Below are 11,873 nucleotides of genomic sequence, written 5' to 3' on the forward strand. Positions count from 1 at the left end.
CTGGGCCCGGCCGTTTCACACTGCCGCGTTCTCACGTCATGGAGCGTCTCGAACGCGTCGGCTACCTGAGCGCGGTCTCACCTCGGCCGTCAGCCCGTTCTGGACTGGCCTACTTCTGCGGTTGGCCTCCCCCTGACGGCCGGCACTGGCTCTCGGCGAATCCGACGCTCGGCGGGTTCTGAACGCGATGTCCGAAGAAGTCGGTCCTTGCTGCCGACGCTGGAACCGTCACGGGAGCTAGGGCCGCGCCGGCGCAGGCGGCGGGCGACTTCGGTCGAAGCGAGAACGCTCTCGGTACTGCCATCCCTGTACCACGGACGTTCGGTGCGACGAACTGGGGGTCTGCCTGCAGGGCGGCGGCACCGTACGTCGGCATGCCGTAGAACAGGTTGTTCGAACAGTTCGTCCCGCAGGCGAAGTAGTTGTCGGCGGGGACAGGGGCGGTGGCGTAGAGAATGTTGTTCCTGAAGTCGAGCGTTCCAAGGAAAGGTATCACCTGCTTCGCCACCTCCTGGTCGTCCTCGACCGCGAACCTCGGGGCCGGTGACACGAAGGTATTGTTGTAGATGCTGATGCCATCCGCATTGTACTTGGCCGGGTCGAGGGCGTTCTCGCAAGGTGCCACCGCGTATACGGACCCATCGTTGACGCTCAGGTTGTACCGGATCGCGCCGCGGTGCGGGGAGGTGGTCGCGCAGATGAGGACGAAGCTTCCTTCGTTGTCGTGGCTGTAGTTGTACTGGAAGACGGTGCCGTCTTGGTTCCAGTCGATGTCGAAGGCCTCGCCGTCGCAGCCGTTGGTCACGGCGTTGGCGCCCTTGAAGACGGTGTGCGACACCTCGTTGTGCTCGGCCAGCCCATTGTTGGAATCGAAGAACCAGAGGCCGACGTTGCACACCCGGTTGGTGAAGTCCAGGTAGTCCCGGTTGGCCATCGCGGCGTAGCTCACCTTGTTCCAGGATGACACCGGCGCCTCGGAGCCGAACACGACGATCCCGTTGCCTTGGACTCGCGTGACGACGTTCCGGGTGACTAGCACCTTCGTCGACGCGTCTGGCCAGGGCTGGTCGGCGGCCGGACGTGCGGTGCCACCTCCCAGGACCGAGATGCCGGCGTTCGCGGAGTCGGTGACGGTGTTGTCCTGGATCGTGACACCCTCGAAATGAGAACCGCGGGCCGTGAAGATGATGCCGCCGCTGCCGTTTGCCTGGTTCCGGGTAGTCGCCACGACGTTGTGCACCCAGAGGCGCTGGACCAGGACGTCTCGGACGACCCCCGTCGAAGCGGTGACCAGGATGCCTTGGCGCTGTGCGGTCGTCGGACCGACCGGGTTGCTGAGCGAAAGATCCTGGACTACGACGTCGGACATATCCGCCAGCTGAATCGCCGCCGTCCCGCTCGCGTCGGCGGTGATGGCCGGCCGCGCGCCGCGAGCGTCGCCATAGGCGCTGAACACGACTGGCCGCCCTGGCGCTCCGCTCCCGTGGGGGGCCAGTACGCCGACGCAGGTTGACCCTCGCTTGAACAGCACGTTCGCACCGGGCGTGAGCGTGACAGCGTTGACGGATGCCACAGTGTTAAATGGCTGCTTGTGGGAGCCGGACCCATTGGCCGCCCGCGAGCAGTCGACGTACAGGTCCTGTGCCCCCGACGGGGACTTGCCACCGGAAGCCCAGGTGGGTGAGGCCAGAATGACGGCGACTACTACGGCGGTGATCGTCGCCAACAAGAGCCATAACCTCTTACCGATCTTGTGCATCTTGCTCCTCCAGCTGCCGGCACCATCGCCGGCCTAGGGCTGTCACTTCACGACGATGCGGACCCGCGCGAGGTTCTGGATCAGGGTGAAGGGCGTTTTCTGGTCGCCGTCGCGTTGGGCCGTGACCCGCACGACCGCGAAGTACGTTCCCGGCGTCGTGAAGGTGTGCGAGGTGCTCACGGTCAGGTCAGCCGTGGGCTTGTCGACCTTGGTGCCGTCCGCGAACTTCCCGGTGCTGTCGAAGTCCCACTCGACCTTGGAGATCTCTCCTGCGCGTGACGGCACCTGTGCGTGCGCGGTGAGGCTGACCTTCTGGCCCGGCGCGGCGACCGCCGTGACAGCAGGCGTGAGGGTCTTGTCGCCGACCTTGGTGATGTTCAGGCTGACGAGCGGCTGGACGCCCTGGCGCTGCGCCGCGGCGGGAGCGAGCTGGACCTGCGTGTCGGCGTCGACGTGGTAGCCGGTGCTGGCCGGCGGCGGGGTGCCGTCGGCGACCCAGGCGTCCAGGTCGAGGAGTGCCTGCTCGACCTCGCCCCCGTAACTGACGAGGTGGTCCAGGGAGCTCGTGGTCGGTGGGCCGGTGTGGCCGGCGTTGTCCAGGTACCAGATGCGGTAGTCGTCGTTCATCCGAGCGCCCTGCCTGGCCTGCACCCGCTGGCGGTACCAGTCCGCCGACCAGGCGTAGGCCTCGGCGTCCATCACGTCACCCAGCATGATCATCTTGCCGTGGAAGGCGCCGGTCGAGAGTGAGCCGGAGGTCGCCGTGGTGAAGACGGCACCCGTGAGAGCCGTGCGTTGGGGGTAGAGCGGTTTGCCGGCGGCGTCGCGGTACTGGTTCCAGCCGTACATGTCGGGCGACGGAACCTGATAGCGCGGGTAGTACTCGAGCGCGATCGTCCACGAGTTGTCCAGCCGCACGTGGTCACCCGGGCGGATGGCAGCGGTCACCGAGGCGTCCGCACCGGTCACGAGGGTGACGTCGCTGCCCTTCGCGGCCTGGACGGAGAGCGTCTTGCCGGCCGCGGCGCCGCTGGTAATGACGAGATCCGCGTAGCTGAGGTCCCCGGCCGGCATCTGGGTGAGAGTCAGGCCGGTGACCGGTGAACCGACAACCGCCGAGACGGTCGTGTCCGCCTGGACGCGGGCGGCCCGCACCGACGGTTCGGAGCCCGCGTAGCCGAGCTTGCTCCAGAAGTCGTCCGCGTAGGTCGGGTCGACGATGCGGATGCCGCCGGCCACCTCGAAGTAGGCGCCTCCGTTGAGGTTCGCGTAGTCCCACCAGCCGCGCAGCGGGAAGCCGAGCCGGGAGACCTCGCGAAGCGCCGACTGCTGATCGGCGTCCAGGCCGGCATAGGGGTTGCCGCTCCCGCCGGGCTCCATGGCGTCGGCGATCCGCGGAAGCTTGTCCCGCAGGACGCGCAGCGCGAGCAGCTCGCTGGTCATGTTCGACGGGATCGAGTTCGGGGTCCCGGGCACGGTGGGCACGCCGCCGTCCCAGACGCCGTCCGTGTTCTCCAACGCGCCGATCGTCTGGTAGCCGCCCCCGCTGGGGCCGTAGATGTAGCCGCGGGGGTGGCTGGAGTCGGCGTACACCTGCGCGGCCACGACCCGGGAGAACTTCGCCGACGCCGCGTCGGTCCGGTATGCGCCGAGCTCGCCGGCCTTCGGCAGGCCGCCGTCATTGTTCGTCGATACCACATAGGCGTTGTTGAGGGCGGCGAAGACGACGTTCGCGGGCTGCGCGTCCTCGAACGAGATGGTCGGGTAGGTGAACTCGAAGAACCGGCCCTGGTACTTCGCCGGGAAGTAGAACGAGAACTTCGAGTTCGTGCCTGTGAAGCCGCCGTGCACGTAGCGGATATCGACCGAGACCTTGGACTGTGGGTCGGTGACGGTCCGGTGCTCGTCCTTGTCGACGTAAGGCTGATTGAGTTTCGGATCGACGCAGGCCGCCGTTACCAGCAGGGCGCCGGCGGCGGTCGTCGTGCAGGCTGGGCCTGTGGTCGGTGCGCTGCTGATCTGCAGCGCCCGTCCGGTGTCAGCCCGGACCGGCTGGGGTGGCGGCGTGGACGAGGAGGCGCTGGAACCGCCGCTCGACCCGCAGGCGGTCAGGGCGGCCGCCAGCAGCGCTGAGATCGCTGCCAGCGACGGAAGTAATCGGGCGGTCTGGCGAAGCCCCGCTAAGGGGTCTGGGCGCGGCGTGGACGCGCCGCGGCCGCCTGGATACCTGGCCAAGGCCATGTTTCCTCCGCTAGGTGCTGTGGCGACGAGAATGACGGTCTATTTGGCACGGGCTACGCCACGAGTGCCACCGTCGGGAACGGTGCCTGCCGGCCCGCCGCTCGGCTCCGGCCGGGACCTGACGGGGTGTGACCTACGGTCAGCGAGCTCATCGGAACCATCCCCGGGGGCCACGGATACTAGACGTATAGGTCGAGTTAGGGTAGGCGGCGACCGTAGCGCGTGCTAGTGCTTCTTGGGAAGGGCTGGAGGCGCCCTGCCGCTGGTCGCCGTAGGCCGGCAAAGTCGAGGGCCCGGCCGGCTTGCGCGCGTCGAAATCGCGATGCTAGGTTCTGCGCCAGCTCGCTAATGCGTGCTAGCTGGGCGGAGGCGCGGTGGCTTCGCCGCCGTTCCAGCCGCCGACCGGAGCACTCTCCTGGCGCGATGCCGGGCCCCAATTTTTGCGACCTCGTGGACGGCCGCGAGCGCGTCGGCGAACAACATGCGTGTCCTGGCCGGGGCCGGCGCGGGCCGGTTGACGCTCCAGCGTTCCTCAGCCCTGCACAGCTCACGGTCGTGGCGCCGATCGACCCGGGCCAGCGCCGACATCCGACGCAACCGAAGCATTTCGAGGAGCGATAGCTCATGCCTACCCCGCGGCCGATGACGAGAAGATCCTTCGTAGGCCGAGGCGTCTACGGAGCCGCGGCACTCGCAGCCGCCGGTGGGGGCCTCTCGCTGCTTTCCTGCGACCGGGAACGTAAGGTCCCCCCGGCGCCGAGCAGCTGGGAGATCCCTGAGGCCGCCTTCGTGCGGACGTTCGGCGAGGCACCGGGGGGCATCTGTTCGGCGATTGATGACCAGCAGTGCGCTGGGGGCCCGGAAAGCGACCTGACGCGGGGCTTCGCGGCCGGGAACGGCCTCAGCGTGCCGGGGCTGGGTATTCCGCTGGGCGGGGTCGGTGCCGGCTCCTTCATGTACAACCTGTTCGGGACGTTCGGGCCGTGGGACTTCGGCGGCGCCCAGGACATGTGGTGGGAGCAGCGAATTCTGCCGCAGGCGGCGTTCCACGTCCGCGAGCAGGTCGCCGGGCAGGCTCCGACGGTGCGAACGCTGACGACGCCACACGACAACGTCGCGGTGCAGCGCAAGTTCGGCTCGGTCCTCCCGGCCTGGAACCAGCTGCGGCCCGGCGACGGAACGTATGGGGCGCTGTTCCCCTTTGGCTGGCTGAACTTCAGGAACGCCGTCACCTCTGACGTGTCGCTCCGGTTCTGGTCGCCGATCGTGGCGCACGAGGACGAGCGGACCTCCATGCCGGTCGCCTTCTTCGATGTGCTCCTGAAGAACCCGTCGTCGCAGCCGGCTCAGCTTTCGGTCATGTTCACGTTCCCCAACGCGGCGCCGCAGGTGAACACCACACCGGCGACCGTCCGCCAAGGCCTGTACACCCGGTTCACCCGGGACCAGCGCTCCGGCGTCGCAGGCCTGACGCTAGGAGCCGACGACCCAGCCAACACGGTCGACGCCGCCTCCTCGGAGTGGACCATCGCGGCACTCCCAGCGCCGGGACAGACCGTCAGCTACGTCTCGTCGGGGACGCCAACGGGGACGGCAGCGACATCTACAAGCTGTTCTCGGCCGCCGGCACCCGCGGGGACCTGCCGAACCGGGCGATCGAGACGTCGAACTCGGCTGGGGCGGTGGCTGTGTCCGTGACCCTCGCGCCGGGCGCGTCGACGCCATCCCGTTCGCCCTGTCCTGGGACTTCCCACAGGTGCAGTACACGGACAACAGGGGCGGCCAGACCACCTGGATGCGCCGGTACACGGCGTTCCTCGGCGGGAAGGAGACGCCGACCAACGACTACGTCGCCGGCTCGTACCCCTTCAAGCAGAGCTTCACGATCGCCAACCGGGAGCTGGCTCGGCGCGACGGCTCCTTCACCGCGGTCGAGAACTGGTGGACACCGATCGCGAGCAGCTCCAGGTATCCCGTCTGGCTGCGGAAGGCGGCCCTGAACGAGCTCTACCAGATGGTCTTCATGACGTCCTTCTGGGAGTCCGGCCTCGTGAAGACCACCCAGCAGCTCGCCGCGGGCGGCCCTCGCCTCGGGTCCGAGATACCGGGCCTCCACCTCTTCGGCACGATCAACTGCTCCAGCGGCGGCGACACGGCGGCCGAGGAGATGGACGTCGACAGCTACGGCTACCTCTCCTACACGAAGCTCTTCCCCAACCTGGAGCGCGGCCGCGTCCTGGCCTGGCTCCAGTCGATCGAGCAGAGTCCGTACGGAGCGATCCCCGAGAACATTCCGTTCACCTCCGGCCCGTATCTGTCACGTCAGGCTGTGACGGGCATGCAGCCACCACAGCAGGGAAACCTTCCGACGGCCCCAACCGGTCTCGGCACGGGTGGAGACTTCTACCGGGACTGTCCACACAAGGTGATCTACCGGGCCTACGCCCTGTACAAGCAGACCCAGGACGCCACCCTGGTGACCTATGGTTTCGCGCCCATGCTCAAGACCCTGAAATACACACAGGCCTTCCGCCTGGTCGGCTCGCATCTGCCGCTCGACCCGCCCTCGGAAAGTGCCGCCAACACCTACGACCAGGTTCCGGTCGACGGTCACGGGATCTACAACAGCCAGCTCTACCTGCTTTCGCTCCAGATCCTGGTCACGCTCGCGCCGATCGCCCGCAAGCTCGGCGTCGCGGAGGCCTCGGTCGACACCCAGCACGCGCTCGAACAGGAGCTGTCGCTGGCCAAGGCGGAGTTCGAGAAGACGTTCTGGAACCCGGCCACCCGGCGCTACCGATTCTGCGACGGAACTGGCGGCATCGCCGGGCGCGAGGGGACCAGGTTCAACACCTTCAAGCCGGTCCAGCCCCCGGACGTCGTCTTCCTCGACTCGTTCTTCGCCCAGGGAATCGCCGCCCAGCTCGGCCTGCCCGACCTGATCAACCTCGAACACGCCCAGATACACATGAAGAGCACGCTGGACGCCTTCCTGAGCTCGAAGGACGCCACCGGCCACTCCATGGGCGCCGTCAACTTCCTGGACGAGGATCTCAAGCCCTTCAAGCTCGACATGACCCACATCGTGTCGGAGATACCCGAGGTCTGGATCGGAACCAACTACATGGCGGCCGCGGCCTACGTCTACACGGCGAAGAAACGCGGCGACACGGACCTGGCGAAAAGCGCCCTGCGGATGGGCGAGGCGGTCGCCTACCAGATCTACGACGTCGCCGACAACGGCTACGCGTTCGACCCCCCGGACGGCTGGTTCTCCAACGATCTGACCGCTTACCGCAACGCGGGCTACTCCCGTCCACGAGCCGTCTGGCAGCTGATCGACGCTCTCGACTACCGCCCACGCGGCGGCTGACCCCACAGCGAGCCGGGGTCGTCCAGCAGCGGGCCGAGGGCGAGCTCGGCCGCGCCGATCAGGGCGGAGTCCGTGCCGAGCCGGCTCGGCACGATCGTGACGCCCATGGCGAGCCGTGGGGGACAGGTCTCGTGGATCGCGCGGTCGACAGCGGAAGGGGCGAGCGCCGCGATCCTCGCCAGATGGCCGCCGAGTACCACAGCGCCGGGCTGCAGGACCGGGATGAGGAGGCCGAGCCCGTACCCGAGCCAGGTCGCGACGTCCTCGACCACGTCGACCGCCCAGTGGTCGCCTGACTGGGCCCGCGCCAGCAGCACGTCGCTCGACGTTGCCGGCGCCTTCCGGCTGAGGGCCGCGGTGCCGATCTCGGTCTCCCAGCAGCCACGCTGCCCGCATCCGCAGGGGCTGGTGGCGCCCGCGACCTTGAGGTGCCCGACCTCGCCGGCGAGGCCGTTGCTCCCGAGAACCACCGCGCCGCCGGCGACGAGACCGCCGCCGATGCCGCGCTCGGCCGACAGGTAGAGGAAGTCGGCGTAGTCGCGTCCGGCGCCTCGTCGCTGCTCGCCGAGCGCGCCCAGGTCGGCGTCGTTGCCGACGACGACCGGCCGGATGGCCTGGCGTGGGAGGGCGTCGCGCAGCAGCGCGTCGATCGGGGCGAGGTCCGCGCCCTCCCAGCCGAGGTTCGGCGCGAACACGATCCGCCGCTGGCTGTCGACGGCCCCGTGCACGGCGACGGCGACGCCGGCGACCCGCAGCGCCGGGCGCGCCGCGAGCAGGTCGCTGACCGCGGACACGACGCGTCGCAGCGTCTTTTCGGGGCCGAGGGCGGACGGGGCGATCGGGAGGCTCTCCGCGACCTGGATCGAGCCGCCGAGCGTCACCAGGTCCACGCGCGCGGTGTCGGCGGCGATCTCGGCGGCGACCGCGACGACGTCCTCGGACGCGACTATGAGCGGAGAGGGCCGTCCCCGGGTACCCCGCGCCGTGGGGGTGGCGTCGACCAGCAGCCCGAGATCGAGCAGCTCCTCGATCAGGGAGATGCCGGTGCCGCGGCTGACGGCGACCGTGTCGCTGATCTCGACCTGGCGCAGCGGTCCTCGCTCGTGGAGCAGGCGAAGGACGGCGGCGAGGTTGCGCCGCCGGGACTCGGCATGCGCGGGCAGGGCCATCCGCCGACTTTATTGCATAGTCGAACAAAACCTCCTACGCTGCGGCAGCGGACCTTCCTGAGGAGGACACATGGGCCGACTGGCCGACGACGGCAGGTACGTGGTCGACGCCGAGGACCGGCGGCGGTTCGCCGAGGACGGCTTCGTCCACCTGTCCGGGGTCCTCACCGCGGCCGAGCTCGACGAACTTGAGGTCGTCTACGACCGGTTCCTGCGCCGCGAGATCGAGGTGCCCGGCAAGGACTACTGCGACATGGCCGGCGACTACGGCCGCGACCCGTCCGACTACTCGATCGTCAACGTCATGCTGCCCCGCCGGTACTTCCCGGCCTGGCGCGACAACGTCTACGAACGCCGGACCGCGGACATCGCCCGGCAGCTGTGCGGCGACGGCATGACCATCGACTACGACCAGCTGCTCGCGAAGCAGCCCCACAAGACCGACGCGGTGTTCGCCTGGCACCAGGACATGGCCTACTGGCCGCCCACCGAGGACCGGCGCACCGCGACCTTCTGGCTGGCCGTAGACGAGTCCACCCTCGCTAACGGCTGCATGCGCTTCGTACCGGCGACGACGCATGAAGGACAGCTGCGCGCGCACGCGCCGGTGTTCGGCGGCCGCGGCGAGTCGCACGCCCTCGGGACCGAGCTTCGCCCCGGCGACGACGTCGTGCCCACCCCGATCGGCCGTGGCGACTGCACCGTGCACAACGAACGCGTGATGCACGGTTCGGGCGGCAACACCACCGACGGCTTCCGGCGGGCCTACATCCTCGCCTATCGATCGGAGGCCACGGTGCGGATCGAACGCGACCTAGGCTTCACCCACAGCCACAACGACGAGGCGGACGTCCTCGACGCGGTCGGCGTGGCGGGGGAGACCGCGTAGGCGCACCTCGTCCCGGGAACGACCCTGCCCCCGGCCGCCCCTCGCGGCGGCTCCGGAGACGCGGCCGCCGGCCTGGCCTGGCAGGTCATCCGCCGGCGGCGATGTGCGCGGCCGTGCGCCACGCGAGCGCCATGATCGTGAGTTCGGGGTTGGCGCCGCCGTTGGTGACGTGGAGGCTCGCGTCGGCGACGTAGACGCGGTCCGTTCCCCAGACTCTGCCGAACGGGTCGGTCGCGCCGTAGCGGGGCGAGTCGGCCATCCGCGCGGTGCCGGCCTGGTGCTGGCCTCCGGAGAGTGTCCTTTCCTTCATCGGTCCTATCTGCCAGGTCTTGCCCGCGCCGGATGCGCGCAGCCATTCCTCGGCTCGGTCGGTGAGGAACGCGACCGTTCGGAGGTCCTCGGCGTGGTGGAGGCCCTCGAATCGGGCCACGGGCAGGCCGAGGTGGTCGGTGGGTGCCGTTGCGGGCGTCGACGGGGCAGGTGAAGCCGACACACATCCCGCAGCGGATACACGCGGCCCGGCCGGCACGGGGCTGGGTGTTCAGCAGTAGCGGCGCCGGTCCCGTCGGCCACCCGAGCTTGGCGGCGCCTGCCGCGAGAAGCGCGGCCTGGGCGGTCGGCGGAAACGGCGGCATCGGATAGTCGCGTTGCCGGTGCCCGTCGTCGGTGTGCGGATGGCCGGCCACTCCGAGTTTCCATTCGACCTGGTCGTAGAACGGTTCGAGGTCGTCGTAGCCAATCGGCCAGTCCGCGAGCGCGGAACCGTCTGGGACGCCATACAGAGACGCCATACGGAAGTCCTCAGGGCGGAACCGCCAGGCCTGGGCGCCGAAGAACCGCGTACCACCCCCTACGGTGATCGCGTTGTGGTGGTAGCGGCCGTCGGTGGAATCGACGGCGATCTCACCGTCGTCACCCAGTACCGCCCGCGGGTGCCCAGGGGGCGTGTCGAGATCGCCCCCGAGGAAGAACCGGTGGTTGCGGATGTGGTCGGGCTCGAGGTCGCGCGCGCCGTACCACTGACCGCGTTCGACGATGAGGACGGACGCTCCGGCGGCCGTCAGCACGAAAGCGGCGACGCCGCCGCCGGCCCCGCTTCCCACGACGATCGCGTCGTAGTGTGCGCGCAGTTCGGCGAGCGCTTTCGTCCGCGGGCGAGGAACAGTCGGTGCGTCGGGTGCCGGCGGGCCGAGCGGATAAGGGACGTAGCCGACCTCCTCCCAGCTACCGGAGTCGGGGTCCGCGTAGAACTCGAGCAGCGACCGGTGCGACGGCGGAGGGTTCATCGGGTCTTCCGCTCATCGGACGCTTCTGTGCGAACGGGAGTCGGTGAGAGCGCACGCGCCGGGCTCGCCGGTATCTGGGCGCTGATGGCGTCAAGAGTGGTGGCGATGCTGATCGTTTCGTCCAGTGGTATCACCGGGCTCTCGGTCAGTCCGGCGCCGAGGCAGCGGTGCACTTCGGCGATCTCGAACTGCAGCCCGTTGCCCTCGTGCGAGCCGTCGATTTTCTCGGCCCCGCCGGGACGAGTATTGACGGTGAGGGAAGTCGGACAGTGCATGAACGCCGGGATGTCAATCGACCCGTCGGTACCGGCGATCCGCGCCGTGCAGTTCAGCGTTACCCGAATCGCCGCCTTGACGACGCCGAGCGTGCCGCCGGGATAACAGAGGACCGCCGCGACCTGCTCGTCTACCCCGGTCTCGCCGATGACACCGACCGCGCTGACCTGCTCCGGTTTGCCGAGCACGAGTGAGCACAACTGGACCGGGTAGATGCCGAGGTCGAGCAGCGCGCCGCCGCCACGTTCCGGGTCGAAGAGGCGCTCCTCTCGCCGCAACGGCCACCGCATTCCGAAGTCCGCCTCCACCAGCAGCGGCTGGCCGATGCGTCCGCTGGCGAGAACGTCCGCGAGCGAGCGGTAGGCCGGCAGGAAACGACTCCAGATCGCCTCCATCAGGAACAGCCCGCGCGCCCGGGCCAGTGCGGCCATCCGCTGGGCCTGCGCGGCATTCAGCGCGAACGGCTTCTCGCAGAGGACGTGCTTGCCAGCCTCCAGGAAAGCGATGGTGTCCTGCTCGTGCCGCGACGCCGGGGTCGCGACGTAGACGACATCGACGTCGGGGTCGGCGGCCAGCGCGTCGTAGCTGCCATATCTGGCCGGAATCTCGTACTTGTCACCAAAGGCCGTCGCGCGCTCGACGGACCGCGACGCGACCGCCCTGATCTCCCCGTCGTCGACCAGTCGCATCGCTTCCGCGAATCCGGCCGCGATCTCGCCCGGCCCGACCACACCCCAACGAATCATGGTGATCGCCCTTCTCGTTGGCTCGTTCTCAAGGCCCCTTGCGGGCGGGCGAGCCCGCGTGGGCAGGTAAGCAGCAAGAATCGCCCTTGACGCGCCTCTTTAGCGGTCCGGAAGCTCGGTTCGAAAACCCGGCG

At 68.9% G+C, this 11,873-nt stretch carries 8 protein-coding genes; 3 read left to right on the forward strand and 5 right to left on the reverse strand.

Going from position 1 to position 11,873, the window contains the following annotated elements; translation table 11 throughout:
• Positions 1 to 109 precede the first annotated feature (109 nt).
• Together I6A60_RS17105 and I6A60_RS17110 are read right to left on the reverse strand one after the other, a co-directional pair.
• Positions 110 to 1,456, reverse strand: a complete 1,347-nt coding sequence (locus I6A60_RS17105) for a right-handed parallel beta-helix repeat-containing protein (RefSeq protein ID WP_203055650.1) — start codon at positions 1,454 to 1,456, stop codon at positions 110 to 112.
• A 345-nt stretch (positions 1,457 to 1,801) separates the two neighbouring features.
• The gene (locus I6A60_RS17110; RefSeq protein WP_238435616.1) at positions 1,802 to 4,000 is read right to left on the reverse strand and encodes a PKD domain-containing protein; all 2,199 of its coding nucleotides are present in this window, start codon (positions 3,998 to 4,000) and stop codon (positions 1,802 to 1,804) included.
• A gap of 642 nt (positions 4,001 to 4,642) precedes the next feature.
• On the opposite strand from I6A60_RS17110, the gene I6A60_RS17115 reads away from it, so the two are divergent.
• On the forward strand, positions 4,643 to 5,698 hold the full coding sequence (locus tag I6A60_RS17115) for a GH116 family glycosyl-hydrolase (RefSeq protein ID WP_203023823.1): 1,056 nt from the start codon (positions 4,643 to 4,645) through the stop codon (positions 5,696 to 5,698).
• 58 nt (positions 5,699 to 5,756) lie between these two features.
• On the forward strand, positions 5,757 to 7,373 hold the full coding sequence (locus I6A60_RS17120) for a GH116 family glycosyl hydrolase (protein ID WP_203023824.1): 1,617 nt from the start codon (positions 5,757 to 5,759) through the stop codon (positions 7,371 to 7,373).
• On the opposite strand, the gene I6A60_RS17125 is transcribed toward I6A60_RS17120, so the two are convergent.
• Positions 7,352 to 8,542 carry an ROK family protein gene (locus tag I6A60_RS17125; protein ID WP_203042353.1) on the reverse strand — a complete coding sequence of 397 codons (1,191 nt, stop codon included), beginning with the start codon at positions 8,540 to 8,542 and terminating at the stop codon, positions 7,352 to 7,354. The two genes, I6A60_RS17120 and I6A60_RS17125, sit on opposite strands and share 22 nt — an antisense overlap.
• Before the next feature lie 70 nt (positions 8,543 to 8,612).
• Here I6A60_RS17125 and I6A60_RS17130 point away from each other — a divergent pair, with 70 nt between their 5' ends.
• On the forward strand, positions 8,613 to 9,431 hold the full coding sequence (locus I6A60_RS17130; RefSeq protein ID WP_203023469.1) for a phytanoyl-CoA dioxygenase family protein: 819 nt from the start codon (positions 8,613 to 8,615) through the stop codon (positions 9,429 to 9,431).
• A gap of 85 nt (positions 9,432 to 9,516) precedes the next feature.
• On the opposite strand, the gene I6A60_RS17135 is transcribed toward I6A60_RS17130, so the two are convergent.
• Complete coding sequence (locus tag I6A60_RS17135; RefSeq protein ID WP_203023470.1) at positions 9,517 to 9,924, reverse strand: GMC family oxidoreductase; 408 nt, start codon at positions 9,922 to 9,924, stop codon at positions 9,517 to 9,519.
• Between the two features lie 789 nt (positions 9,925 to 10,713).
• Entirely contained in the window at positions 10,714 to 11,739 is a 1,026-nt protein-coding gene (locus tag I6A60_RS17140) for a Gfo/Idh/MocA family protein (RefSeq protein ID WP_238435617.1), read from the reverse strand.
• Positions 11,740 to 11,873 lie beyond the last annotated feature (134 nt).

Origin of the sequence: Frankia sp. AgB1.9 (genome assembly GCF_016786355.1) — a bacterium.
Classification (GTDB): domain Bacteria; phylum Actinomycetota; class Actinomycetes; order Frankiales; family Frankiaceae; genus Pseudofrankia.

Bases quoted from the DNA above. Each gene is read 5' to 3' on its own strand.
- I6A60_RS17110 (WP_238435616.1), bottom strand. From the start codon at position 4,000: ATGGCCTTGGCCAGGTATCCAGGCGGCCGCGGCGCGTCCACGCCGCGC.
- I6A60_RS17130 (WP_203023469.1), top strand. From the start codon at position 8,613: ATGGGCCGACTGGCCGACGACGGCAGGTACGTGGTCGACGCCGAGGAC.
- I6A60_RS17140 (WP_238435617.1), bottom strand. From the start codon at position 11,739: ATGATTCGTTGGGGTGTGGTCGGGCCGGGCGAGATCGCGGCCGGATTC.
- I6A60_RS17125 (WP_203042353.1), bottom strand. From the start codon at position 8,542: ATGGCCCTGCCCGCGCATGCCGAGTCCCGGCGGCGCAACCTCGCCGCC.
- I6A60_RS17115 (WP_203023823.1), top strand. From the start codon at position 4,643: ATGACGAGAAGATCCTTCGTAGGCCGAGGCGTCTACGGAGCCGCGGCA.